General features: G+C 65.6%; 17 protein-coding genes and 2 tRNA genes. 7 read left to right on the top strand and 12 right to left on the bottom strand.

Annotation, left to right across the window (positions count from 1 at the left end; translation table 11 throughout):
* Window positions 1–2,781 carry an Rne/Rng family ribonuclease gene (locus ACLSSQ_RS09625; protein ID WP_416242547.1) on the top strand — a complete coding sequence of 927 codons (2,781 nt, stop codon included), beginning with the start codon at window positions 1–3 and terminating at the stop codon, window positions 2,779–2,781.
* 88 nt (window positions 2,782–2,869) lie between these two features.
* On the opposite strand, the gene ACLSSQ_RS09630 is transcribed toward ACLSSQ_RS09625, so the two are convergent.
* Together ACLSSQ_RS09630 and uvrB are read right to left on the bottom strand one after the other, a co-directional pair.
* On the bottom strand, window positions 2,870–3,397 hold the full coding sequence (locus ACLSSQ_RS09630; RefSeq protein ID WP_130458474.1) for a low molecular weight protein-tyrosine-phosphatase: 528 nt from the start codon (window positions 3,395–3,397) through the stop codon (window positions 2,870–2,872).
* Entirely contained in the window at window positions 3,394–5,466 is a 2,073-nt protein-coding gene (gene uvrB / locus ACLSSQ_RS09635) for an excinuclease ABC subunit UvrB (RefSeq protein WP_416242548.1), read from the bottom strand. Before uvrB ends, ACLSSQ_RS09630 begins: the two co-directional genes overlap by 4 nt.
* Before the next feature lie 143 nt (window positions 5,467–5,609).
* On the opposite strand from uvrB, the gene ACLSSQ_RS09640 reads away from it, so the two are divergent.
* Window positions 5,610–6,818 carry an amino acid aminotransferase gene (locus ACLSSQ_RS09640; RefSeq protein ID WP_416242549.1) on the top strand — a complete coding sequence of 403 codons (1,209 nt, stop codon included), beginning with the start codon at window positions 5,610–5,612 and terminating at the stop codon, window positions 6,816–6,818.
* A gap of 76 nt (window positions 6,819–6,894) precedes the next feature.
* Here ACLSSQ_RS09640 and ACLSSQ_RS09645 read toward each other — a convergent pair whose 3' ends face one another.
* Window positions 6,895–8,643: a hypothetical protein gene (locus ACLSSQ_RS09645; protein WP_416242550.1), complete on the bottom strand. Its 1,749-nt coding sequence runs from the start codon at window positions 8,641–8,643 to the stop codon at window positions 6,895–6,897.
* Between the two features lie 62 nt (window positions 8,644–8,705).
* Here ACLSSQ_RS09645 and ACLSSQ_RS09650 point away from each other — a divergent pair.
* Together ACLSSQ_RS09650 and ACLSSQ_RS09655 are read left to right on the top strand one after the other, a co-directional pair.
* A tRNA-Asn gene (locus ACLSSQ_RS09650) sits at window positions 8,706–8,781 on the top strand.
* A 54-nt stretch (window positions 8,782–8,835) separates the two neighbouring features.
* Window positions 8,836–8,911: transfer RNA gene (locus ACLSSQ_RS09655), tRNA-Asn, on the top strand.
* A gap of 127 nt (window positions 8,912–9,038) precedes the next feature.
* Here ACLSSQ_RS09655 and ACLSSQ_RS09660 read toward each other — a convergent pair.
* Window positions 9,039–10,178, bottom strand: a complete 1,140-nt coding sequence (locus ACLSSQ_RS09660) for an AI-2E family transporter (RefSeq protein WP_416242551.1) — start codon at window positions 10,176–10,178, stop codon at window positions 9,039–9,041.
* A complete protein-coding gene (locus tag ACLSSQ_RS09665) occupies window positions 10,175–10,651 on the bottom strand; it encodes a cyclic nucleotide-binding domain-containing protein (RefSeq protein WP_130458471.1) in 477 nt (158 codons plus the stop codon). Before ACLSSQ_RS09665 ends, ACLSSQ_RS09660 begins: the two co-directional genes overlap by 4 nt.
* Before the next feature lie 185 nt (window positions 10,652–10,836).
* Here ACLSSQ_RS09665 and moaA point away from each other — a divergent pair, with 185 nt between their 5' ends.
* Complete coding sequence (gene moaA, locus ACLSSQ_RS09670; protein WP_205230006.1) at window positions 10,837–11,910, top strand: GTP 3',8-cyclase MoaA; 1,074 nt, start codon at window positions 10,837–10,839, stop codon at window positions 11,908–11,910.
* Between the two features lie 15 nt (window positions 11,911–11,925).
* Here the strand turns inward: moaA and ACLSSQ_RS09675 are convergent, their stop codons facing one another.
* Window positions 11,926–12,708, bottom strand: coding sequence for a CZB domain-containing protein (locus ACLSSQ_RS09675; RefSeq protein WP_416242552.1), 783 nt, complete (start codon window positions 12,706–12,708; stop codon window positions 11,926–11,928).
* 184 nt (window positions 12,709–12,892) lie between these two features.
* On the opposite strand from ACLSSQ_RS09675, the gene ACLSSQ_RS09680 reads away from it, so the two are divergent.
* Entirely contained in the window at window positions 12,893–14,812 is a 1,920-nt protein-coding gene (locus ACLSSQ_RS09680; RefSeq protein ID WP_416242553.1) for a putative bifunctional diguanylate cyclase/phosphodiesterase, read from the top strand.
* A gap of 39 nt (window positions 14,813–14,851) precedes the next feature.
* On the opposite strand, the gene ACLSSQ_RS09685 is transcribed toward ACLSSQ_RS09680, so the two are convergent.
* From ACLSSQ_RS09685 to ACLSSQ_RS09695, 3 genes are all read right to left on the bottom strand, one after another.
* Window positions 14,852–15,010: a hypothetical protein gene (locus tag ACLSSQ_RS09685; protein WP_165397441.1), complete on the bottom strand. Its 159-nt coding sequence runs from the start codon at window positions 15,008–15,010 to the stop codon at window positions 14,852–14,854.
* A gap of 5 nt (window positions 15,011–15,015) precedes the next feature.
* A complete protein-coding gene (typA, locus tag ACLSSQ_RS09690; RefSeq protein ID WP_014237477.1) occupies window positions 15,016–16,830 on the bottom strand; it encodes a translational GTPase TypA in 1,815 nt (604 codons plus the stop codon).
* 270 nt (window positions 16,831–17,100) lie between these two features.
* Window positions 17,101–17,487, bottom strand: a complete 387-nt coding sequence (locus ACLSSQ_RS09695) for a group II truncated hemoglobin (protein ID WP_014237476.1) — start codon at window positions 17,485–17,487, stop codon at window positions 17,101–17,103.
* 47 nt (window positions 17,488–17,534) lie between these two features.
* Here ACLSSQ_RS09695 and ACLSSQ_RS09700 point away from each other — a divergent pair, with 47 nt between their 5' ends.
* Complete coding sequence (locus tag ACLSSQ_RS09700) at window positions 17,535–18,836, top strand: EAL domain-containing protein (protein ID WP_014237475.1); 1,302 nt, start codon at window positions 17,535–17,537, stop codon at window positions 18,834–18,836.
* On the opposite strand, the gene ACLSSQ_RS09705 is transcribed toward ACLSSQ_RS09700, so the two are convergent.
* From ACLSSQ_RS09705 to ACLSSQ_RS09715, 3 genes are all read right to left on the bottom strand, one after another.
* Window positions 18,802–21,045: a YgiQ family radical SAM protein gene (locus ACLSSQ_RS09705; protein ID WP_416244290.1), complete on the bottom strand. Its 2,244-nt coding sequence runs from the start codon at window positions 21,043–21,045 to the stop codon at window positions 18,802–18,804. The two genes, ACLSSQ_RS09700 and ACLSSQ_RS09705, sit on opposite strands and share 35 nt — an antisense overlap.
* Window positions 21,046–21,219: 174 nt before the next feature.
* On the bottom strand, window positions 21,220–24,219 hold the full coding sequence (locus tag ACLSSQ_RS09710; protein WP_416242554.1) for an EAL domain-containing protein: 3,000 nt from the start codon (window positions 24,217–24,219) through the stop codon (window positions 21,220–21,222).
* Between the two features lie 129 nt (window positions 24,220–24,348).
* Complete coding sequence (locus ACLSSQ_RS09715; protein WP_416242555.1) at window positions 24,349–25,950, bottom strand: peptide chain release factor 3; 1,602 nt, start codon at window positions 25,948–25,950, stop codon at window positions 24,349–24,351.
* Between the last annotated feature and the right edge of the window lie 251 nt (window positions 25,951–26,201).

Raw genomic sequence — 26,201 nt, forward strand, 5'->3', positions numbered from 1 at the left:
ATGAAACGCATGCTTTTCAATGCGACACAGGCTGAAGAACTCCGTGTCGCCATTGTCGATGGCCAGAAACTGATTGACCTCGACATTGAGTCAGCCGCCAAGGAACAACGCAAGAGCAACATCTACAAGGGTGTCATCACCCGCATCGAACCCAGCCTCGAGGCCTGTTTCGTCAATTACGGCGAAGAGCGTCACGGCTTTCTCCCGTTCAAGGAAGTTTCTCGCTCCTATTTCCAGCCCGGCGTAGACAATCGCGCCAGCATCAAGGAAGCCCTCAAGGAAGGCCAGGAAGTCATCGTCCAGGTCGAGAAGGACGAGCGCGGCAACAAGGGCGCCGCCCTTACCACCTTCGTGTCCCTGGCCGGCCGCTACCTGGTCCTGATGCCCAACAATCCCCGCGGCGGCGGCGTCTCCCGCCGTGTCGAAGGTGACGAACGGGCCGAACTGCGCGACGTTATGGACCAGTTGCAGGTCCCCGGCGGCATGAGCCTCATCGCCCGTACCGCCGCCATCGGCCGCAACGCCGAAGAACTGCAGTGGGACCTCAACTACCTGCTGAAGCTGTGGGAAGCCATCGAAGGCGCCGCCACCAGCCAGTCCGGCCCCTTCCTGATCTACCTGGAAGGCAGCCTGGTCATCCGCGCCATCCGCGACTATTTTCAGCCCGACATCGGTGAAATCCTCATCGATACGGACGAGATTTTCGAGCAGGCCCGTTCCTTCATGGGCACGGTCATGCCGGCCAACGAGAACCGGGTCAAGCTCTACCGGGACGACGTCCCCCTCTTCTCCCGCTTCCAGATCGAACACCAGATCGAATCGGCCTACTCCCGTCAGGTGAACCTGCCGTCCGGCGGCGCCATCGTCATCGACCACACGGAAGCCCTGGTGTCGGTGGACGTGAACTCCGGCCGTTCCACCCGCGGCCAGGACATCGAGGAAACCGCGCTTAAGACCAATCAGGAAGCGGCCGACGAAATCGCCCGCCAACTGCGCCTGCGCGACCTGGGCGGCCTCATTGTCATCGACTTCATCGACATGGAGAGCCAGAAAAACCAGCGCGAGGTGGAAAACCGCCTGCGCGACGCCCTCCGCCATGACCGGGCCCGGGTGCAGATGGGCAAGATCAGCCGCTTCGGCCTGATGGAACTGTCCCGCCAGCGCCTGCGTCCCGCCCTGGCCGAGACCAGCTACATCCCCTGCCCCCGCTGTACCGGCACCGGCCACATCCGCTCCACCGAATCGGCCGCCCTGCACATCCTGCGCATCCTCGAAGAGGAAGCAATGAAGGACAACACCGCCGCCGTGCATACCCAGGTGCCGGTGGACGTGGCCACCTTCCTGCTCAACGAGAAGCGCCCCGACATCCAGGCCATCGAGTTGCGCCACAAGGTCACCATCCTGCTGATCCCCAATGTGCACCTGGAAACTCCGGCCCACACCATTCAGCGCCTGCGCCACGACGACCTCAACAACGAGGATGTGCAACAGCCGTCCTACCGCATGATGGAAATGCCGGCGGAAGAAGTGAAGCAACTGGCCAATGCCCAGAGCGAAGCCCGCCAGCCGCGCCAGGAAGCCGCTATCAAGCACATCACGCCGGAGCAGCCCGCTCCCGTGGTGGCCGAGAAATCGGCTGCCGCCCCTGCCGCCAAGAGCGAAGGCATCATCGGCAAGATTTTCTCCTGGTTCCGCGGCAACAAGACCGTCGAGCCCACTCCCGAACCGGCAGCCACCCCGCGCAAGGGCCGTGGCCAGCGCAGTGAAGGCCAGGGCCGCGGCGAGCAGCGCGGCCGTGGTCGTGGCGAACAGCGTGGCCGTGGCCGCGGTGAAGGCGCCGAAGGCCGCAACGGCGGCGAGCGGAGCGAACGCCCCGCCCGCGGCGAAACCCAGGGTGACAATGCCCGCGAGCAGCAGCCTCGCGAAGGTCGTCGCCAACGGGGCGAACGGGGTGACCGCAACGGCGAGCGCAACAATGCCGTCCAGGCCGACAACGAGCGCGGCGAACAGCAGAACGAGCAGCGCAAGGAACGGCGCGAACGCCAGCCCCGCCGCGAACGCAACAGCGAGGACAAGGCCCAGCAGGCAGTAGCCGCCCAGGCCGATGCACTCAACACCCAGGCTGCCGGCACTGCTCCAGAGCAAGCCGCGCCCCAGGGCGATGAAGAGGGTGGTCGGGGCCGTCGCGGTCGTCGCAACAACCGTCGCGACCGGGGCGAGCGCCGCCAGGAAAATGGCGCTGAAGGCGAAGTGCAGCAAAATGCTGCCACCGAGGTAAGCCAAGAACAGGCGCCGGTCATTGCCGCCGCCGTTATGGAAGTGGCAAACCCGGTCGAGCCCGTGGTAGTCGCCGCAGTGGAAACTGTGGCGCCGACCGTTGCCGTGGTTGAGTCTGCAGCGGAAGTCGCGCCGGCAGTAGAGGAAGCCCCGGCAGCTGCAGTTGAAGCAGCCCCGCAGGTTGAAGCAGCAGTCCCCGAAGCCGCCCCGGTCGTGGCCGTCGAAGAGGTCGTTGCACCGGAGGAGGAACAGGTTATTCCGACCCCGCCCCGCGCCGTCGAACCCATTGCCGTGCCCCCGGCCGAAATCAAGCCCGTGGTCGCCAACATCGACCAGGCCCTGGAAGCCAGCGGCCTGGTGATGGTGGAAACCAGCGCGGACAAGGCCCGTCAGGTCCAGGCTGCAGTGGTGGAGAACGAAGCTCCCCGCCCCCGGCGTACCCGGCCGGCACCGGTGGTGATCAGCGACGAGCCTCTGGTGCTGGTGGAAACCCGCAACAAGTAAGGCAAAGCGTCAGCACCAGGAAAAAGCCAGCTCCGTGGAGCTGGCTTTTTTTCACCCTGAATTCGGGCAGGCACAATCCCAGGGGAAGTCAGGCCCGCTCAACGCTCCGGATACCGCCCCTGCCGGTGCCAAGCGGTTCTTCGCAGCCCAGTTCGCGCTTGAGGGATTCGATAAGGCCGAGGGAGGCATCCTCCACCATGTCTAGCACCACATCGAAACCGTAGCCGAGTCCATAGTAGGGATCCGGCACCTCGTCCTCGTCGAAATTGCGGGCGTAGTGCATGAACAGCTTGAGACGGTGCTGACGCTCCGGCGGGCAGATAGCCCGCAGGCCTTCCAGATTGCGCCGGTCCATGGCCAGGATCAGGTCGAAATATTCCATGTCGTCGGGCGCCACTTTGCGCGCCCGCAGTTCGGACAGGTCGTAACCCCGCTCGGCAGCTGCCCTCTGGGTACGGGGATCCGGCGATTCGCCGACGTGGTAGCCGTGGGTGCCGGCCGAATCCACCTGGACCCGGGACTCCAGATTGTGCAGCTGCAGGTGCTTGCGGAAAACGCCTTCTGCCGTGGGGGAGCGGCAGATATTGCCCATGCAGACGAAAAGAACCTTGATCATGTCTCATCCCTGTCATGCACTGCCGCCCCGAAGGCCTGCTGCTTGAGGCGGAACAATTCATCCCGGGCCGCCGCTGCCTTTTCGAACTCCAGGTTCTTGGCTGACTCGAGCATCTGTTTTTCCAGCCGCTTGATTTCCTTGGCCAGATTCTTTTCGGACATTGTTTCATAAACCGCCTGTTGCTGGGCAGCCTTGAGTTCCTTCTGCGCCGCGTCGGGGTCGTAGACGCCGTCGATGATGTCCTTGATGCGCTTGGAGACCCCCTTGGGCGTGATGCCGTGGGCCTCGTTATGGGCCATCTGCTTGGCCCGGCGCCGCTCGGTCTCGTCTATGGCACGCCGCATGGAGTCCGTCACCCGGTCGGCATAGAGAATGGCCGTCCCGTTGAGGTGGCGGGCGGCCCGGCCGATGGTCTGGATCAGGGAACGCTCCGAACGCAGGAAGCCCTCCTTGTCCGCATCGAGAATGGCCACCAGGGACACCTCGGGGATGTCCAAACCTTCCCGCAGCAGGTTGATGCCCACCAGCACGTCGAATTCCCCCAGGCGCAGGTCGCGGATGATCTCCACCCGCTCCACGGTGTCGATATCCGAGTGCACATAGCGCACCTTGATGCCGTTTTCCCTTAAGTAATCGGTCAGGTCCTCGGCCATGCGTTTGGTCAGGGTGGTTACCAGCACCCGCTCGGAAACGGCGATGCGCTTGCGGATTTCGGAGAGCAGGTCGTCCACCTGGGTCATGGCCGGACGCACCAGCACCACCGGGTCGATCAGGCCGGTGGGGCGCACCACCTGCTCCACCACCTGGCCCTGGTGCTGCTTTTCATAATCAGAAGGCGTGGCCGAAACGAAGATGGTCTGGCGCATCAGGCGCTCGAATTCCTCGAACTTGAGGGGACGGTTGTCCAGGGCCGACGGCAGGCGAAAACCGTAATCCACCAGGTTTTCCTTACGCGAACGGTCACCCTTGTACATGGCGCCCACCTGGCCGATGGCCACGTGGGATTCGTCGATGAACATCAGGGCATCGGGCGGCAGGTAATCCAGCAGGGTTGGCGGTGCTTCACCCGGCTTGCGTCCGGACAGGTGGCGCGAGTAGTTTTCGATGCCTTTGCAAAAGCCCAGTTCGTTGAGCATCTCCAGATCGAAGCGGGTGCGCTGCTCAATGCGCTGGGCTTCCACCAGCCGCTGTTCCTTGTGGAAGAACTCCAGCCGCTTGCGCAACTCCTCCTTGATGCCCTCCACGGCCCGCAGCACCGTGGCCCGGGGTGTGACGTAATGACTGGAGGGATAGATGGTGAAACGGGGCAGCTTGTGCAGCAGGTGGCCGGTCAGGGGATCGAACAGTTGCAGGGTCTCGATCTCGTCGTCGAAAAGGCAGACCCGGATGGCGTGTTCCGCGTGCTCCGCGGGGAAGATGTCGATGACGTCGCCGCGGACGCGGAAGGTGCCGCGCTGGAAATCCACCTCGTTGCGCTCGTACTGCATTTCCGAGAGGCGCTTAATGATGTCCCGCTGGCCGGCTTTGTCGCCCTGGCGCAGGTGCAGGATCATGTTGTGGTAGTCGTCCTTGTCGCCGATGCCGTAGATGCAGGAGACGGTGGCCACGATCACCACATCGCGCCGCTCCAGCAGGCTCTTGGTGGCGGACAGCCGCATCTGCTCGATGTGGTCGTTGATGGACGAATCCTTCTCGATGAACAGGTCCCGGGAGGGCACGTAGGCCTCGGGCTGGTAGTAATCGTAGTAGGAGACGAAATACTCCACCGCGTTCTCCGGCAGGAATTCCCGGAACTCGGCGTAGAGCTGGGCCGCCAGGGTCTTGTTGGGCGCCAGGATGAGGGCGGGCCGGCCGGTGCGGGCAATGACGTTGGCCATGGTGTACGTCTTGCCGGAGCCGGTCACGCCGAGCAGGGTCTGATAGGACAGGCCGTCTTCCAGGCCCTCCACCAGCAGGCGGATGGCCTCCGGCTGATCCCCCGCGGGAGGGAAAGGCTGGTGCAGGCGATAGGGACTGCCGGGAAAGGTGACGACTTCCGCGGTTTGCGGGCTGCTGGGGTATGTGCTCATGTTAGAATTATCCGTTGCGCCTGTTGCTTCTGCTTTCGCTGCAGTGAATCATCGGCAGAACAACTTGTAAGCGCACATTATTCACCAACTCGCGGCATGGCGCATGGCGCAGCGCCGCATGACTGGCACAACAGGAGCAACGCATGAGTTCGTCGATCTTTGCTTCCGTGGAGATGGCTCCGCGGGACCCGATTCTTGGTCTGACCGAGGCGTTCAACGCCGACACCCGCGCTACCAAGGTTAACCTGGGCGTTGGCGTCTATTACGACGACAACGGCAAGATTCCCCTCCTCGCTGCCGTCAAGGCCGCCGAGAAGGCCCGCCTGGAAACCATGCCGCCCCGCGGCTACCAGCCCATCGAGGGCCTCAACGCCTACAACCAGGCCGTGCAGAACCTGCTCTTCGGTGCCGGTTCCGAGCTGCTGGCCGCCGGCCGCGTCATCACCGCCGAAGCCCTGGGTGGCACCGGCGCCCTGAAGATCGGCGCCGATTTCCTCAAGCGCATCTCCCCCAACGCCAAGGTTTACATCAGCGATCCCTCCTGGGAAAACCACCGGGCCCTGTTCGAGTCCGCCGGTTTCGTGGTGGAAAACTATCCCTACTACGACGCCGCCACCCGCGGTGTGAACTTCGCCGGCATGAAGTCCTTCCTGGAAGGCCTGGCTGCCGGTTCCATCATCATCCTGCACGCCTGTTGCCACAACCCCACCGGTGCCGACCTCTCCGACGCCCAGTGGGAGGAAGTGGTGGACGTGTGCAAGGCCAAGGGTCTGGTGCCCTTCCTGGACATGGCCTACCAGGGCTTCGCCGACGGCATCGACGCCGATGCCGTAGCCGTGCGCGCCTTCTCCGCCTCCGGCCTGCAGTTCTTCGTTTCCAGCTCCTTCTCCAAGAGCTTCTCCCTCTATGGCGAGCGCGTCGGCGCCCTGTCCGTCGTCACCGCCAGCAAGGAAGAGTCCGCCCGCGTCCTGTCCCAGGTGAAGCGCGTCATCCGCACCAACTACTCCAACCCGCCCACCCATGGCGGTGCCGTGGTGGCCGCCGTGCTGTCCACTCCCGAACTGCGCCAGATGTGGGAAGACGAACTGGCCGGCATGCGCGACCGCATCCGCGCCATGCGCGTGGCCCTGGTGGACAAGCTGAAGGCCAAGGGCGTGGCCCAGGACTTCTCCTTCGTGGTGAAGCAGCGCGGCATGTTCTCCTACACCGGCCTCACCTCCGCCCAGGTAGATGTACTGCGCAACGAGTTCGGCATCTACGCCGTGGGTACCGGCCGCATCTGTCTGGCCGCCCTCAATAGCAAGAACATCGACGCCGTGGTCGATGCCATTGCCGCCGTGCTGAAGGCCTGACAGCCAGCTGCAACTGCAACTGCATGAAAAAGGGCGAGGTTTCCACCTCGCCCTTTTTTTCGTCCTATCTCTCGATTCAGCGGCGCCCGCCGCGCAACACCGGAGCCTCCAGAGTACCGCCCAGGGTCAGGGGCATGCGCAGCACGTTACCCTTGCCACCCACCTGGACATCCAGGCTGCCTCCCAGGCTGCCATCGACATTCACCGCAGCGACACCGGAAGCACGCAGCAGGCCGGCAGTCAGCTGCAGGTCGTAGAAGCGCTTGCCCTGCAGGTCCACCCGGACCTTGCCGCCCAGTTGTTCAAAGCGGGTCTCACCGCCGCGCAGCGGCTCGCTCGATGCCCGCCGCACGGCCTCTGCCAGATCCACCGGCAGCAGCCCCCGGTTCACCACAAAACTGCCCTCTCCCTGGGCCAGGCTCAGGGGACGCGACCAGTCGGCCGCCCGGCCGCTCAGGCGCAGGGAGGCATCGACCTGCCCCTCGCCCTTCGCCCCTCCCAGCAGCAGTTGATTAAGCCGGGCCAGGGAAAGATGCTTGAGCACCAGATCCGTTTCCAGGCGCACTCCGCCGTTCCAGTTGAGGGAAAGGGAGCCGCTCACCTGCCCCTCCAGGGTCCGGCTGTCGATACTGGACAGGCGCAGCCCGTCCCGGGTCAGAAGCCCCTGGGCATTGAGGGAATCAAAACGGAGATGACTGTCCTTCACCGGCTCCCAGCCAAGTCCTTCCAGGCTCAACTGCATCCCCCCCGGGGCCTGGGTCAGGTCCAGGGACAAGGTGCGGGCCTCGTCATGCAAGGACAGGCGCAGGGGCATGGCTGCCCCTTCCGGCACCAGGGTACCCGCGAGGGGACCAAGGGACTGGCCGCCCAACTGGAGCGTGATCTCACCCAATTCGATGGCGGGAAAAACCACCGCCGCCGCCCGCGCCCCCTGGACCCATTCAGCGACACTGGCAAGGACCGGCAGAGGCAGGCTCACGCCACGCACCTCCACCTGCTTCAGGGTCCGCCAATGTCCCAATTGGGGCAGGAAACGCACGCTGCCGATGGCAATCCCCTCCCCCTGGCCCACGTGCACGCCTTCCAGCACCAGCCCGGGATGGGGCAGGAAGGTGGCGTGCAGCCGGGCCGCCTTCACCGGCTGCTGCAACATGCGGGTCAGCACCGCCTCCACCTCCGGCCGATGGTTGTCATAGGGATACAGCAGCAGCGCCGCAAGAGCCAACCCCAGGGCTGCGCACACACCCCACAGCGCCTTGCCCAACGGCCCCAGGGGAGCACGTCCCCCGCGACGGATGGGACGGATGCCCGTCTCTTCGCCTGCCGGCGCCTTCTTCGGCCGCGACGCCTTGCCGCCCTCGGCCGACGCTTCCGTCTGGGTGGACCAGCCGGCCAGCCAGGCGACCGTAGGCGGCTTGTCAGCAGGTGCCGAGCCAGCCTGTGGCGCCGTCTCGGCCGGGGACGCCACCGCTGCCACAGCCTCCTGCGCTGCCGGTGCGACCTGGACCTCTTCCTGGCGGGAATTGCCGCCGAAGGCGGAAAGCTGGCCCAGGGCCACTTCCTTGACCTTCTGCACCACCGCCGTGCCCTTGTCCCAGACCGACGGCTGCTCCAGCACGGGGGCAATAAAGCCGTCCTTTTCCAGTTCGCTGAGGGCGCTCTCCACCAGCTGCTCATTGCCCACCTTTTCCCCCAGGTCAGCAACGCTGGTTCGCCCATCCACCAGGATCAGCACCATGCGCAAATGACGCTGCACGAGACGGGTGCGTTGGCGCATTGCCTCCTCACCCGCGGCGGTCTTTTCGTAGATCAGATTCGTATCCATATTTTTTTAATGATCCGATTGACGACGTTAATTTTGAAAACTATAATTCGCGCCTCTTCTGTTCCCCGATAGCTCAGTTGGTAGAGCGCCGGACTGTTAATCCGTAGGTCCCTGGTTCGAGCCCAGGTCGGGGAGCCAAGAATTCAGAAGGCAGCCGCGAGGCTGTTTTGCAGCAAGTTTAGTTGTAGTAGTTCCTCGATAGCTCAGTCGGTAGAGCGCCGGACTGTTAATCCGTAGGTCCCTGGTTCGAGCCCAGGTCGGGGAGCCAAATTCAAACGGCCCGCATTCGTGCGGGCCGTTTCCGTTTACCGCGACGAAACCTTGTTCCCCGGCCATCCGGCTAGGCCGCACTTCCACTCTACGCGCAAGCCCCAGTGCCCGCCAAGGCTCCCGCATCACTGCAGATCCCCGGTCACCGCCGCGTGCCGCAAACGGCGGGCATGGGAGTGACGGGCCTGCAGGCGCGGATCATTCACCACCTGCCCCACGGTTTCCCCCAGGACCATCACCACACCGAGCAGGGGCAGCACCAGCATGAGGCCGGAAATTCCCGCCACGGCACCGCCGACGAAAATCATGATCACCGTCAGCAGCGGATGCAGGTGCAGACTGCGCCCCACCGTCATGGGCATGAAGAAGAAGTCATCGAGCAGGCGCACCAGGATGAAGAGGCCAATGGCGCCATAGGCCATACCGGGATTGCCGGGAAAATCGGTGGCTGCCACCAGCACCACCAGGCCGCAGCCGAGGATGGAACCCACATAGGGAACCCAGGCCAGGACGGCCGTCACCAGTCCCAGCAGGAGGGGCGCAGAAATCCCCAAGGACCACAGCCCCAGGGCCAGGGTCAGGGTATCGAGCAGGGTCAGCTTGAGCAGGCCGGTAAAGTACATGCGGGCGGTGCGATCCACTTCGTCGAGCAGGTACAGGGTGCGCTCGAGAAAGGCATTGGGCACGGCATGGATGATGAATTTCTTGAAACGCCGCCCGTCCCGCAGGAAAAAGAAGGCAAGGAAAGGCGCCAGCAACAGGGAAGGAAGCCAAGCCGCCGCCAGCATCACCGCGCCGGCCAGGTTGCGGGAGACGAAATTGGCGGAAAAATCGGAGATGCCCTTGCGCACGCTATCCGTGAGATGGGCCTGGGCCAGGAACTCAAAACTGTTTTCCAGGGAGGACAGACTCCCCAGAACGAAGCCCACGCCGCCGGCAAGATAGCGCCCGCCCCACTCGTTCCAGCTCACCGCATGGGCGGCAATCCAGGGCGCCGCCAGGCCCAGGGCGCCGCCCAGGAGAAGGAAGGCACCAAAGCAAACCAACGAGGCGCCGGCAGTGACGGAATAGCCCGCCAGCACCAGTCGCAAGACAGCGGGCAGGAGGGCGTAATAGATGATCAGGGCCAGAATGAAGGGCACCACCAGCCACAGGATTTTCTGGAAGAGGAACAACAGCAGGCAGGTCGTGCCGAGGATGCAGGCCCACACCAGGGGGCCCGCCGCACGGGGCTGGCGGGGGAAGGGGCGGACCACAGGGCTCACGCCACCACCTCCTGGGGCTGAGGCTGGGGCAGGCTGATGCTGCGCAACCGCTGCCCCAGATGGCGGGCCAGCTGCAGGGAAATCTTGGAGGCGATGAGGGCATGGGTCTGCAACAGGCCGACGAACTCGCCGCGGAACATCACCGCCAGGGTGCTATCGTCCAGGGCCCGGGCCTGGGCCATGCGGGGGCTGTCGTCGAGCAGGGCCAGTTCGCCGAAAAAGCTGCCGCCACCCAGTTCGGCCAGAGGCGTATTGCTGTGGCCCGGATGGAAGATGCCGATGCGGCCGTCCAGGGTGAAATAGATGCCCTGCCCGTCCTCCCCCGCATCGAAGACCACCTCGCCGGCCAGATAGCGGCGTTCATGCAGCAGCAGGTCCACAATCACCAGCTCCCGGACGCTGAGGTCCTGGAACAGGGAAATGGAGCGAAGGCGCTTGAGCCGGGGCGATTCCTTGGTGGCGAAGCGGAACATGGCAGACGGACCGGGCTGTGGAGATAGGGCATCATAAGCCATGTATGACGTATGGCACACCCCGGAGGTAAAACCACCGACGGCCTTGGCGACGAAAAACGGATTTGACCCATATCATGGGCGCCCCGGATAAAACCAATGAAGCTCGATCTGGTCCAACCGCCATCCCCGACAGCCAAGTAATCATGCAGAACGACAGCCTGCCGCCCCGCTCCGGCCTCCTCGCCTTCCCCCCGGACAATGCCGCAGCCATTGCCCTGCCGCCGGGCGCCGGCCCGCTGCAGGACGGCCACGGGCGCCGCATCAGCTATCTGCGCCTGTCCCTCACCGACCGCTGCGACTTCCGCTGTACCTACTGCATGGCCGAGGACATGACCTTCCTGCCCCGGCACCAGGTGATGAGCCTGGAAGAGTCCCTGCGTCTGTCCCGTCTTTTCGTCGGCCTGGGCGTCACCAAGCTGCGCATCACCGGCGGCGAACCCCTGGTCCGGCGGGACGCCCTGTGGCTGCTGGAGCGGCTGGCCGCCCTGGAGGGCCTGAAGGAACTGGTGCTGACCACCAACGGCTCCCAGCTGGAACGCTTTGCCGCGCCCCTGGCCCGGGCCGGCGTACAGCGCCTCAACATCAGCCTGGACAGCCTGCGCCCGGAGCGTTTCCGCGCCATCACCCGCATCGGCGACCTGCACCAGGTGCTGCGGGGCATCGCCGCGGCCCAGGCCGCCGGCTTCCGGCGCATCAAGCTGAACACGGTGATGATGCGCGGCACCAACGACGATGAACTGGCGGACCTGGTGGCCTACTGCATGGCCGAAGGGCTGGACATCGCCTTCATCGAGGAAATGCCCCTGGGAGACCTGGGCCACGGTCGCAGCGGCACCTACTTCTCCTCCGACGAAGCCCTGCTGCGCCTGCAGGAACGCTTTCCCCTGCAGGCCAGCGACGAGAGCAGCGGCGGCCCGGCCCGCTACTGGCGCATTGCCGGCAGCGAGACCCGGGTCGGCTTCATCTCGCCCCACTCCCACAATTTCTGCGACACCTGCAACCGGGTGCGGGTCACCGCCACCGGCGAGCTTTATCCCTGCCTCGGGCAGAACGACGCCACCCCCCTGTTGCCCCTGCTGCGCCGCCACCCGGAAGACGACGAACCGGCGCGCCAGGCCATCCTGCGCACCCTGGGCATGAAGGCCCTGGGCCACGATTTCACCCGCCAGCTGGATGCGCCCCAGGTGGTGCGCTTCATGTCCGCCACCGGCGGCTAGGCAGCGCCCTCCGCTTTAGCCCAGGCTGGCCAGCTGGGAGGCCGCCAGCAGGGGAATGAGGGCGCCGCCGGAAGCGCTGTCGCCGATGAAGGCCTGGGGCACCAGGCTGCCCAGCCGGCCCCGGGCCGGATGCACGTCGGCCGCGGTGACGGAGCGGATGTCCAGCACCCGGTCCACGCCCAGGGCGGTGCGCTGGCCCGAGTCATTGAGGATCAGGGCCAGGGGCCGCTTCAAAGTAGGCACCAGGGCAATGACCGTATCGAACAGCGCCAGCAGTTCCGCCAGCACGCCCTGCCGGGCTGCCTCCAGGGCTGCCAGGGCCTCCTCCCGCCGACCGGCCGCCACCTGGCCGAGCAGCACTTCGGCCAGGCCATGGACCAGGGCGTGGGGATGCTCGAACTGGGACAGCAGCAGGGCCAGCCGCCGATCCTCGGTGCGGAAGGCGTAGAACCACTGGCCGAAGGCGCACTCCCGGGGACTGTGGGCCTTGGTGAAAGGAATGCCGTGACGCAGGGACTGCTCCAGGGCGGCCATCCAGTCCAGATGGTCCTGCCGCCGCCGGGGCAGGGTCTGGGCCAGCTCGTCGAATTCGCGGAACACGCTGGGTTCCCCCAGGGGTTCCCACAGGGGCCGCCAGGGAATGGCCTGGCCCTGGAACAGGATCATGCCGCCCTCGGCGGAAATGCCCTGCCGGCCTTCCTCGCCACCGAGGGAAAGAATGTGCTCCACCTCCTGCAATGGCAGGGCCAGGGTTTTCCTGCCGACCTGGAATATGACCAGCGACTGCTCATCGGCCATGGGGTTGCTCCTTTAACTTGCCTTGTCCGGATGCAGAATAAGCCAAAAGTAGTAGATAGGGATGGCAAGATGGCGCCAGACGCTCTAACCTTGACGATACTGCGGCCGCCCGCCGCCGGAAAACCGTTCCGGCCGGCGGGGCGCTCCGCCCAACCCGGCCCAGACCGTAGACCAGACTGAGTCCATGCCCCAGATCCTGCCCCTCATCCTCGGCACTGCCGACAGCACCCCGCCCCAGGGCGTCGGGCTGCACCGCAGCTGGCACTCCTGGCCGCCCCTGCTGTTGCTGGCCGCCTGCATCAGTGCCGGCCTGGCGGCGGTGTATGTGGAGCAGCCCTGGCTGTCCTGGCTCACCTTCCTCGCCTGCGGCGTTGCCGCCGTCTGCAGCGTGCGGGAAATCGTCATCCTGCGCCGTGCCGCCCGGGCCTACGAACTGGCCATGGAAGGGGCCCACGACGGCATGTGGACCTGGAACCCCCTGAGCAAGGAGCTGACGGCCGGCCAGCGCCTCCACGCCATTCTCGGCTACGGCGAAAACTTCCTGATGAATACCCACGCCTGGCTGACCCTGGTGCATCCGGAAGACACGGCCCGCTACAACCGGGCTGTGTCCGAGCACCTCAAGGGGCTGACCCCCCACTTCTATTGCGAGTACCGGGTGCGGGCCAAGAGCGGCGAGTACCGCTGGATCGCCTCCCGCGGCATCGCCGTGCGGGACGCCCGGGGCGTTGCCACCCTGATGGCCGGCTCCGTCACCGACATCACCGAGCGCAAGCTGCATGAGGAGCGCATGCGCTACCTGGCCCACCACGACCAGCTGACGGGCCTGCCCAACCGGCTGCTGCTGGCGGACCGCCTGCCCCAGGCCCTGACCCGGGCCAAACGCCAGCAGAGCCGGGCCGCCGTGCTGTTCGTGGACCTGGACCGTTTCAAGAACATCAACGATTCCCTCGGCCACAACCAGGGCGACCGGCTGCTGCAGAGCGTGGCCCGCCGCCTGCAGGAATGCCTGCGCCAGTCCGACACCATCGTGCGCCAGGGCGGCGACGAATTCATCGTCATCCTGGAAGACCTGCAGCTGCCGGAACAGGCCGGCCAGATCGGCGCCAAGCTGCTGGAAACCCTGGCCAGCCCCTACCGGGAGGATGGCTACGACTTCTTCCTCACCGCCAGCATCGGCATCGCCCTCTATCCCGAGGACGGCGACGACGCCGACACCCTGCTGCGCAATGCCGACACCGCCATGTACGAGGGCAAGTCCAGCGGCGGCAACACCGTGCGCTTCTACACCGGCCGCATGAACGAGCGCCTGCAGTCCCGGGTCAGCCTGGAGAACGGCCTGCGCCGGGCCCTGGAGCGCGACGAGCTGCAACTCCACTACCAGCCCCAGATCGACCTGGCCAGCGGCCGCCTGCTGGGGGCCGAAGCCCTGCTGCGCTGGAACGACGGCGGCCGCCTGATCCCGCCGGACCAGTTCATCCCGGTGGCCGAGGAAACCGGCCTCATCGTTCCCATCGGCCTCTGGGTGCTGGACACGGCCATCGCCCGGGCCGCCGCCTGGCGCCGCCACTGGCAGCTGCGGCAAGGCATGGGGGCCACGCCGCCGCGCATCGCCATCAATCTCTCGGCGCGCCAGTTCTGGGGCGGCGGCATCGCCGAGCACGTGCTGCTGCGCCTGGAACGGGAGGGCCTGCCGCCCTCCACCATCGAACTGGAAGTGACCGAATCCGTACTGCTGCGGCAGGAGGCCGACTGCCTGGAGGAACTGCGGCGCCTGCGGGAGGCCGGCGTCGGCCTGGCCCTGGACGACTTCGGCACCGGCTACTCCTCCCTCTCCTACCTGCGCCTGCTGCCCATCGACACCCTGAAGATCGACAAGTCCTTCATCTTCCCCCTGGACGAGGATCAGGACGGGGAAGCGGCCGCCATCGTGCGCGCCATCCTGGCCATGGCCCACACCCTGGGGCACAAGGTGGTGGCCGAAGGCGTGGAGCGGCAGACCCAGCTGGAATTGCTGCGGACCATGGGCTGCGACAGTTTCCAGGGCTACCTGGAAAGCCGCCCCCTGCCGCCGGAGGCCTTTCTCCAGCGCTATTGCCCCTGAGGGGCCGGTACGGGCATTGACCAGACTTCCGGACGGAAGTCAGTAATAGACGCGGCAGAAGCCGCTGGCGGTGACAGGCTTGGCCACGGTGCCGAGCCAGAAGAAGAAAAGACAAAGGGCGGCCACGAAGGCCGCCCAGCGCACCGCCCGCCGGTGCCGGGCAAGGAATGCGCGACAGGGCAGGCAGCGGTTCAGCATGAGGCTCAGGCGTCGGAACGGGCCGCGCGCTTGCGGTCGTTCTCGGAGAGGTGACGCTTGCGGATGCGGATGGACTTGGGCGTGATTTCCACCAGTTCGTCGTCGTCGATGAATTCGACGGCGGACTCCAGGGTCAGCTTGATCGGGGTGGTCAGACGCACGGCCTCGTCGGTGCCGGAGGCACGCACGTTGGTCAGCTTCTTGCCCTTGATGGGGTTCACCACCAGATCGTTTTCCCGGCTGTGGATGCCGATGATCATGCCTTCGTACAGCTTGTCGCCGGGGCTGACGAACATGCGGCCCCGATCTTCCAGGTTCCACAGGGCGTAGGCCACGGCCTCGCCGTTTTCCTGGGAGATCAGCACGCCGTTGTGGCGGCCGGGCAGGTCCGGCTTGACGGGCTTGTAGTCGTCGAAGATGTGGCTCATCAGACCGGTGCCGCGGGTCATGGTCATGAAGTCGGACTGGAAGCCGATCAGGCCCCGGGCGGGAATGTGGTATTCCAGGCGGGTGCGGCCCTGACCGTCGGATTCCATATTGGTCAGCTCGCCGCGGCGACGGCCCAGTTCTTCCATGACGGCGCCCTGGTGGGAATCTTCCAGGTCGATGGTCAGGTTTTCGTAGGGTTCGCACTTCTCGCCGTCGATGTCCTTGAAGACGACGCGGGGCTTGGCCACGGCGATTTCAAAACCTTCGCGGCGCATGTTTTCCAGCAGGATGGTCAGGTGCAGCTCGCCCCGGCCGGAAACGCGGAAGACGTCGGAGTCGGCGGTGTCTTCGACGCGCAGGGCCACGTTGGTCAGCAGTTCCTTGGTCAGGCGGTCGCGGATCTGGCGGCTGGTGACGAACTTGCCTTCGGTGCCGGCCAGAGGGGAGGAGTTCACCATGAAGTCCATGGTCAGGGTGGGCTCATCCACGGTCAGCATGGGCAGGCCGACGGGGTTGTCCTTGTCGGCGATGGTCAGGCCGATACCGATTTCCTCGATGCCGGAGATGATGACGATGTCGCCGGCCTCGGCCAGTTCCACCGGCACCCGGTCCAGGCCCTGGAAGCCCAGCACCTGGTTGATGCGGCCGGAAGCCACCTGGTCGCCGTGGTTCATCACGGCCACGGCCTGGCCGGGCTTGATGCGGCCGTTGAGCACGCGACCGACGCCGAGACGGCCGGTATAGGTGGAGTAGTCCAGGGCGGCAATCTGCAGCTGCAGGGGAGCCTCGGGATCGCCGGCGGGGGTGGGCACGTGGGACAGCACGGTCTCGAACAGGGGACGCATGTCGCTGGACTCTTCTTCCAGGGACAGCTTGGCGAAGCCGTTGAGGCCGGAGGCGTAGATGATGGGGAAGTCCAGCTGCTCGTCGGTGGCGCCCAGCTTGTCGAACAGGTCGAAGGTCTGGTCCACCACCCAGTCGGGACGGGCACCGGGACGGTCCACCTTGTTGATCACGACGATGGGACGCAGACCCAGGCCCAGGGCCTTCTTGGTGACGAAGCGGGTTTGCGGCATGGGGCCTTCGACGGCATCCACTAGCAGCACCACGCCATCCACCATGCCCAGCACCCGTTCCACTTCGCCGCCGAAGTCGGCGTGCCCCGGGGTGTCCACGATGTTGATGTGGGTGCCTTCGTATTCGATGGCGGTGTTCTTGGCCAGAATGGTGATGCCCCGTTCCTTTTCCAGGTCGTTGGAGTCCATCACCCGCTCGTCCACCTGCTGGTTTTCGCGGAAGGTGCCGGATTGGCGGAGGAGCTGGTCCACGAGGGTGGTCTTGCCGTGGTCCACGTGGGCAATGATGGCGATGTTACGGATCGGACGGGACATGAAGATTCGCTAAAAAAAGAATTCGGTGGGGAAGATGGGGCGTTGGCGGTCGACAGCGGCCAACCCTTTTTTGGAAGGCCGTGATGATAGCACAATCAGCCCCTTGTTTTTGCAGCGCAATATGGTTTTTTACGGGCCATCACGGACAGGGGCGCCAGTACTGCCCCTCCGCCCAGGCCATGCCGGAAGGCCCGTCCCGCCTGCCCCGGCGGGCAGACACCGGGCGCCGGGAGGTCCCGACACCCCGGCGATGCTGCCGGCGGGGACGCCCTAGCCTTCCCGGTTGCGCATGAAATCGGCGGTGTTGTAGAAATTGACGCCCAGCTTGAGGCGCAGGGCTTCCTCCACCCCCACCTCCTCCATGGCCCGCACCATGCACTTGACCCACTGGTCCCGGGACTCGGTGCCGATGGAAAAGGGCATGTGCCGGGCCCGCAGCCGCGGATGGCCGAACTGCTGCACGAACAGGTCGGGGCCGCCGAGCCAGCCGGAGAGGAACATGAACAGCTTGTCCCGGGAGCCGTCCAGGGTGGGCGGATGCATGGCCCGCAGTTCGGCGAACTCTGGCTCCAGGTCCATCAGGTCATAAAACCGGTCCACCAGTTCCCGCAGGGATTGGGGGCCGCCCAGCATTTCATAGGGGGTACGCTCTTGCATATGACTTTTGGTCTAGAATGTTGAGAACTTTGTCCAGGAACTTCATTTTGAACAGTTATTGCATCCCGACCATCATTGGCGAGTCGGGATATGCCGAAATAATCGCCGCCCTGGAGCCGGCGCAAAACGGGGAGCCTGCCGGCAGCCGCATCGGCCGTTTCGGCGATGTGGCCATTTCCAGCCATTTCCAGCCCATTTTCAGCCTTTCCCACCGGCGCATCGTCGGCCACGAGGCCCTGATGCGGGGCCACGGCCCGGGGCAGACGCCCATCTCCCCCCTGGACCTGCTGGGGCGGGCGAACCGGGATTATCCCACGTTGTTGCACCTGGACCGTCTGGCCCGGGCCACCCACCTGCACAATTTCGCGGCCCAGCCGGAGGCCGACGGCTGGCTGTTCATCAACATGTCGCCGGAAGTCTTCCTCAACGGCCCCAACCTCAAGGCCGACGAACTGGTCAGCGCCCTGCTGCGGGACACGGGCCTGGCGCCCCAGCGCCTGGTGATCGAGGTGCTGGAGGAGGCGGTGCAGGACAACAGCCGCTTCCAGGCCGCCGTGGAGTTCTTCCGCAGCCTGGGCTTCCTCATCGCCCTGGACGACTTCGGCGCCGGCCATTCCAACTTCGACCGGGTGTGGAGCATCCGCCCCGAGATCGTCAAGCTGGACCGTTCCATCATCGTCCAGGCCGCCGCCGACCCCAAGATCCGCCGCACCCTGCCCCAGATCGTCTCCCTCTTGCACGAAGCCGGGGCCATGGTGCTGATGGAGGGGGTGGAGACCGCCGACGAAGCCTACATCGCCCTGGAATCCGACGTTGATTTCGTCCAGGGCTACTATTTCGGCCGCCCTGCCCCCCGGGTCAGCACCGACGCCAGCGCCGGCCTTGCGGTGAACGACCTGTGGCAGACCTTTGATGCCCGCTGGCTGCGGGACAAGCGCAGCTACCACGAGAACATCGCGCCCTATTTCAACGCCCTGGGCTACGCCTCGGTGCTGCTCTCCGCCGGCCGCTCCCTGGAGGAGGCCTGCGCCTCCTTCCTGGAACTGGAAAATGCCGCCTTCTGCTACCTGCTCGACGCCCAGGGTCAGCAGATCGGCACCAACCTGTGGAGCAGCGACGCCTCGCCCAACCAGGACGCCCGCTTCGCCCCCCTGGCCAAGACCAAGGGCGCCCGCTGGGCCCGCCGGCCCTACTTCCGCCGGGCCGTGGAGAATTTCGGCAAGGTCCAGGTGACCCGGCCCTACCTCTCCATCTCCAGCGCCAGCCTGTGCGTCACCCTCTCCTGCAGCTTCAAGGTGAACGGGGAACTGCAGGTTATTTGCGGCGACGTCCGCTGGGAGCAGCGCTAGGCTTGGCTCCCGGACGGGGCGTGCCGCGAGGGCCCGCCCCTTCTGCCTGGCGTCGTGCCTGGCATGAAGAGCCGCGTCCTGCCTGGCCCCCAGCCTTGCCTGCTGCCGGCTTCCGAGTGCCGCCCTGGGGCCGGCCCGCAGCGCCGTCCCGCGCCTCCCGGGCGTCCCGCCGCACCATGGCCTCGGCCTTCATGCCGGTGCCCGGGGGCTGGAAGATGGGAATCAGGTGCCGCTTGCCGTTGCCGATGAGGTCGGAGCGGCCCATCTCCTTCAGGGCCTCCCGCAGCAGGGGCCAGTTCTCCGGATCGTGGTAGCGCAGGAAAGCCTTGTGCAGCTTGCGCTGGCGCCCGGCCCGGGCCGTCTCCACCACTTCCGAGCCGCGCCCCACCTTCTTCAGCGGATTCCTGCGGCTGTGCCACATGGTCGTCGCCAGGGCCATGGGCGTGGGCAGGAAGGTCTGCACCTGGTCCAGGCGGAAGTTGTTGTGCTTCAGCCACAGGGCCAGGTTGAGCATGTCCTCGTCGGTGGTGCCCGGGTGGGCGGCGATGAAGTAGGGAATCAGGTACTGCTCCTTGCCCGCCTCCTTCGAGAACTTCTCGAACATCTGCTTGAAGCGTTCGTAGGTGCCGATGCCCGGCTTCATCATCTTGTTGAGGGGCCCCTCCTCCGTGTGCTCCGGGGCGATCTTCAGGTAGCCGCCGACGTGGTGGGTCACCAGTTCCTTGACGTACTCGGGGGACTGCACCGCCAGGTCGTAGCGCAGGCCCGAACCGATGAGCACCCTTTTGACCCCGGGAATGGCCCGGGCCTTGCGGTACAGGCTGATCAGGTGGGAATGGTCGGTGCCCAGGTTCTCGCAGATGCCGGGGAAGACGCAGGAGAGGCGGCGACAGGAGGACTCGATCTTCTTGTCCTTGCAGGCCAGGCGGTACATGTTGGCGGTGGGGCCGCCCAGGTCCGAGATGGTGCCGGTGAAGCCCGGAGTCTTGTCCCGGATTTCCTCGATCTCGTGCAGGATGGAATCTTCCGAACGGCTCTGGATGATGCGCCCCTCGTGCTCGGTGATGGAGCAGAAGGTGCAGCCGCCGAAGCAGCCGCGCATGATGTTGATGGAGAAGCGGATCATCTCCCAGGCCGGGATTTTCGCATCGCCGTAGGACGGGTGCGGCGCCCGGGCGTAGGGCAGGCCGTAGACGTGGTCCATCTCCGGCGTGGTCAGGGGAATGGGCGGCGGGTTGAGCCACACATCCCGCTCGCCGTGGGCCTGGACCAGGGCCCGGGCGTTGCCGGGGTTGGATTCCAGGTGGAAGGTGCGGGAGGCGTGGGCATACAGCACCGAATCCTCCACCACCTGCTCGTAGGAAGGCAGGCGCACCACGGTCTTGGACCGCTGCTCCTTGCGCGCCGCCACCCGCTCGGCGGCGGGGACGAACTTGAGGGGCAGCACCGCCACCTCGCCGCCCTGCTCCGCCGCCTGGGCCTGGGCGGCAAAGGGCGGGGCGCTGCGGGGGCCGCTGTCACCCATTGAATAAGGATCGGGATGGGCATCCACCTTGCCGGGAATGTCCACGCTGGTGGAATCCACCGCGCCCCAATCCTCGCCGGGCAGCCAGCCCTTGGGCACCATGAAGGCAGTGCCGCGCAGGTCGCGGATGTCGCCGATTTTCTCGCCCCGGGCCAGGCGGTGGGTCAGTTCCACCAGGGCCCGTTCCGCATTGCCGAAAATCAGCAGGTCGGCCTTGGAGTCGGGCAGCACGGAACGCCGCACCTTGTCGCTCCAGTAGTCGTAATGGGCGATGCGGCGCAGGGAGGCCTCGATGGAACCGAGCACCACCGGCGTCCCCGGATAGGCTTCCTTGGCCCGCTGGGCATAGACGGTGACGGCCCGGTCGGGGCGCTTGTTGGGCTCGGCATTGGGGGTGTAGGCGTCGTCGGAGCGGATTTTCCGGTCCGAGGTGTAGCGGTTCACCATGGAATCCATGTTGCCGGCGGTGATGCCGAAGAACAGGTTGGGTTTGCCCAGGCGCTTGAAGTCTTGCGCCGAATGCCAGTCCGGCTGGCTGATGATGCCGACGCGGAAGCCCTGGGCCTCCAGCAGGCGGCCGACCAGGGCCATGCCGAAGCTGGGGTGGTCGATATAGGCATCGCCGGTGACCAGGATCACGTCGCAGGAATCCCAGCCCAGCTTGTCCATCTCCTCCCGGCTCATGGGCAGGAAGGGGGCGGTGCCGAAGCGCTGGGCCCAGTATTTGCGGTAGGAGGTAAGAGGCTTAGGCGATTCCATGGTGGCGACGAGAGGGGCTAATGAGGGCCAAGGCCCGCCGCCGCCCGCGGGCAACGGCAAATGAAAGGGGCCGGGGCGCCGCCAGGGCTCCCCGGAACATCAGATTGCTTCGGCTCCGGCAGCCAGCAACTCGGGCACCTGGAGCGCCGGCACCGGCCGGCTGCAGAGGAAGCCCTGGAATTCGTGACACTGGTGCAGCCGCAGGAAGTCGAGCTGCTCGTTGGTTTCCACGCCTTCGGCAATGACCTTGCGTTCAAGTTCCCCGGCCATGGCGATGACCATGCGCACGATGGCCGCGTCGCCCTGGCTGCTCACCACATCGCGGATGAAGGAGCGGTCGATCTTGATCTTGTCGATGGGGAAACGCTTGAGATAGGACAGGCTGGAATAGCCGGTGCCGAAGTCGTCGATGGAAAGCCGCACGCCCAGGCACTTCAGCTCTTCCAGGATGCCCACCATGCGTTCCGGCTCCTGCATGATGACGCTCTCGGTGATCTCCAGCTCCAGCCAGCGGGGCGCCAGGCCGGAGGTCATGAGGGCGGCGGAAACCATGGCCACCAGATCGTTTTCCTGGAACTGCAGGGCGGAAAGGTTGACCGCCACCACCATGGGCGGCAGGCCCTGGTCCTGCCACTGGCGGTTCTGCCGGCAGGCCTCCTTCAGGACCCAGGCGCCGATGGGCAGAATCAGCCGGGTTTCCTCCGCCAGGGGGATGAAGTCCGCCGGCGAGACCATGCCCAGTTCCGGATAATTCCAGCGCAGCAGGGCCTCGAAGCCGTTGATCTGGCCGCTGCCGATCTCCACCTGGGGCTGGTAGTGCAGTTCCAGCTGGTCCAGCTGCAGGGCCAGGCGCAGTTCGCTTTCCAGGCGCAGGCGCTCCACCACCCGCTGGTTCATTTCCGGCGCGAAGAAGTGGTAGGAATTGAGGTTGCTGTTCTTGGCGTGGTGCATGGCCGTATCCACGTTGCGCAGCAGCAGGGCCACATCGTTGCCGTCCTGGGGGAACAGGGTGATGCCGGCGCAGGCGGTGGTCACCACGTCGCTGCCCTGCATCTGGATCGGATGGGCCAGGATGTCCAGCAGATGGCGCACCACGGTGGCCACGGAACGGCTGTCGTCGCGGCCGTCGATGAGGATGCCGAACTGGTCGCCCCCCAGGCGTCCCAGGATGTCGTGGGGCCGCAGGCCCTTGCGCAGCCGCTCGCCCACCCGGCGCAGCAGCTCGTCGCCGGCGGCATGGCCGAAGGCGTCGTTCACCCGGCTCAGCTGGTCCAGATCCAGCAGCACCAGGGCGCCCTGGCAGCCCTCCTGCAGCCACTCGCCGAGGATGCGGGAGAACCACTGCCGGTTGGGCAGGGTGGTCAGCTGATCCACGTTGGAGAGGGTTTCGATCTGGGCCTGGGCCGCCTTCTTTTCCGACAGGTCGGTGACGAAGGCCACCTTGTTCACGATGGCGCCCTGCTCATTGACGATGGCACCGATGTTGCACCACACCGGGCAGTCGCTGCCGTCCTTGCGCCGGGCGATGGCCTCGCCCAGCCAGTTCTCGCCCCGGTCCAGGGTGGCGCGGATCTGGGCACGGAAGTCGGGTTCGTTGCAGGGCGAGGCGAGGAAATCCGGCTGCTGGCCGGCGCTCTCCTCCACCGTATAGCCGGACAGCTCGGCAAAGGCGTTGTTGAAGGTGACGATATGGCCGGTGGCATCCAGGATCAGGATGGCCTCGATGCTGTGGTCGAAAACGTGGGTGATGAGGCGGCGCCGCTCCTCCGCCTCGTAGCGGGAGGAAATGTCCCAGGCGACGCCCGCCAGGGCCCGCACCTGGCCGGCGGCGTCGAACACCGGCGCCCGCAGGAACTCGAAGGGCACCCGGCCCCGGGGCAGGTCCAGCCACACCTCTTCCCGCATGGGGCTGCGGGCCTCGATCACCCGCAGGCGGCCTTCCGTCATGCGGCGGGTTTCCTCCTCCGAGAACAGGTCTTCCACCCTGTGGCCGATGACCTCTTCCATGGGGCGGCCGGCATAGCGGCAGAAGGCCTCGTTCACCGACAGATAGGTGCCTTGCGTATCCAGCAGCCAGGCCGGATCGGGAATGGCATCGAGCAGGGCCAGGCTTTCCCGGTTCTTCTCCTCGGCCGCCCGGCTCATGCGCTGGGCCAGGGCCGTGGCCGCCGAGAAGCGGCGGTGCCAGACCAGCACGGTGAAGGCCAGGGCCACGGTCAGCACCAGGCCGAGGCAGGCATAGATCAGGGCCCGATGCCGCCAGGAAGCGAGGACGTCGTCGATGGCATAGCCGACGGTAACGAGGAAATCGTGCTCCGGCAGGGCGCGGAAGACGAACAGGCGGTCCATGCCGTCCAGCTCGCCGGTGCGGATGAAGGAGCCGCTGGTCTCACCCCGCTGGAGGAAGTCCTGGGTCGGGCTGTTCGCCACCGGCTGCCCCATGCGCGCTTCCAGGTGGGGCCAGCGGGCCATCAGGCGCATGTCCCGGGTCCACAGGGCGATGGTGTCCCGGGGGCCCAGGTTGAGGGTGCCGAACAGGGATTCGAAATACTTCACCCGCAGGGAGGCCAGCACCACGCCCTGGAAGGTGCCCCCTTCATCCTGCAGGCGGCGGGCCGCCACCAGCACCCAGTCGCCGGTGACCCGGGACTGCATCGGCCCCGACACCACCAGGCCGGCACCGGGCTGGTCCTGGAGCAGGCGGAAATAATCCCGGTCGGCGATATTGACGTTGCTGGCCAGGACGCCGGAAGCGTCGTAGATGTAGCGCCCCTGGGTGTCGGCGACGCGGAAACTCAAGGCCTCGGGGAACATGCCGAGGGAGCGGTTCAGTTCCGGCTCCAGTTCCTCCCGGGGGCGTCCTGCCGCCACCGCATATTGATGGCGGCGGACGAACTCCTGCAGGCGCAGGTCCACCTTCTGGATGGAGCCCTGCAGGCTGCTCTCCAGCACCCGGGCGAGGGCCTCGCCCTGGCGCCGGGCCGCATCCATGGCCATTTCCCGGGATTGCAGCACGTCCATGGAAATCCATACGACCAGCCCCAACCAGAGCAGCCCGACCAGCGTCGCCAGCAGATAGGTGGAGCGCCGCAAGGGCATCCGGAGTTCCTTGAAAAATAGGGAGTTTGAAGCGGGGATTGTACGCCGCAGGCCGCGGCGAACCAAGCAGGACGGGGCTTCGGGCCGACCCGAAGCCCCCGCGGGGATTGGCGTTCCGCCCGCCCCCGTTTAGCCCCGGTTGCCCAGGGTCACCGTGTGTTCCCGGGTGGCGTGGAACTGCACGCTGGGGTAGCGCTCCTGGGTCAGGTCCAGATTGACCCGGGTCGGCGCCAGATAGGCCAGGCTGCCGGAGGCATCCGTGGCCAGGTTGCCCATGTTCTCCCGCTCGAAGCGGTTGAAGTCCTCGGCCTTGTCGCAGGTCACCCAGCGGGCTCCGAAGAGGGACTTGTTCTCCAGCAGGATTTCCACCCCGTACTCGGCGGCCAGGCGGTGGGCCACCACCTCGAACTGCAGCACGCCCACGGCCCCCAGCACCACTTCGTAGCCGGAAAGGGGCTTGAACACCTGGATGGCGCCCTCCTCCCCCAGCTGCTCCAGACCCTTCTGGAATTGCTTGATCTTGGAGGGGTTCTTGGGCCGGGCGGCGCGGAACATTTCCGGCGCAAAGTAAGGAATGCCGGTGAAGTGCAGGTTCTCGCCCTCGGTGAAGGAATCGCCGATTTCGATACTGCCGTGGTTGAACATGCCGATGATGTCGCCCGGGTAGGCGTCGTCAATGGTGGCGCGGCGCTGGGAGAGGAACGCAACGACTTGAGTCGCCCGGATTTCCTTGCCGGTACGCACCTGCCACAGCTTCATGCCCCGCTCGAAACGGCCCGAACAGACCCGCAGGAAGGCCACCCGGTCCCGGTGGGCCGGGTCCATGTTGGCCTGGATCTTGAAGATGAAGCCGGAGAACTTGCCCTCTTCCGGCGCCACGGCCCGCTCGGCCGATTCCCGGGTCTTGGGCGGCGGCGCGTTGGCCACCAGGGCATCCAGGATTTCCCGCACGCCGAAGTTGTTGATGGCGGAGCCGAAGAACACCGGCGTCAGCTTGCCGGAGAGGAAAGGCTCGGCCTCGAACTGATGGGCGGCGGCCAGCAGCTCCAGGTCTTCCTTCAGCTTGGAAATTTCCATGGAGAAGCCGGCCAGGGACGGATGATCCAGGCCCTTCACCACTTCCGCATCCTTGCCTTCGCCGGGAGTGAACAGGGCCACGGAATCGCTGGCCAGGTGATACACGCCCCGGAAGGTCTTGCCCATGCCGATGGGCCAGGTCACCGGCGCGCACTGGATTTTCAGCACCGATTCCACCTCATCCAGCAGCTCGAAGGGGTCGCGCACTTCCCGGTCCAGCTTGTTGATGAAAGTGAGAATGGGCGTGTCGCGCATGCGGCACACGTCCAGCAGCTTGATGGTCTGGGGCTCCACGCCCTTGGCCCCGTCGATCACCATGAGGGCCGAGTCCACGGCGGAAAGCACGCGATACGTATCTTCCGAAAAGTCCTGGTGGCCCGGGGTATCGAGCAGGTTGATGACGCAGTCCCGATAGTCGAACTGCATCACCGAGCTGGCGACGGAAATGCCCCGCTGCTTTTCGATCTCCATCCAGTCGGAAGTGGCATGGCGGCCGCTCTTGCGGGCCTTCACCGTACCGGCAGCCTGAATGGCGCCGCCGAACAGCAGCAGCTTTTCGGTCAGGGTCGTCTTACCCGCATCCGGGTGCGAAATGATGGCAAAGGTCCGCCGCCGCTGGGCTTCCGCGGCAATGGCCTGGAGTTCTGCGCTCATGGAAAAACTTTCAGGGGAATCAAGGTAACTGCGAAGGTAACTGCGCAAGGCCGGCGGCAAGCGAAAACGCCCCCGACCGGCTGGTCAAGGGGCGGGATTGTACCACTGAGAGGGGTGCCGAAAACGACGGCTAATGCTTGAGATTAGGTACGCAAGACGGCAATGACAAATGTTATTAACACAAAAATTCCAATCATAGTCAGGCCTCGTCGGAATTCTTTTTTCATAAGCGCTATTAATCCAATCAGAAG

Source organism: Azospira sp. APE16 (assembly GCF_047901315.1).
Lineage (GTDB): Bacteria > Pseudomonadota > Gammaproteobacteria > Burkholderiales > Rhodocyclaceae > Azospira > Azospira oryzae.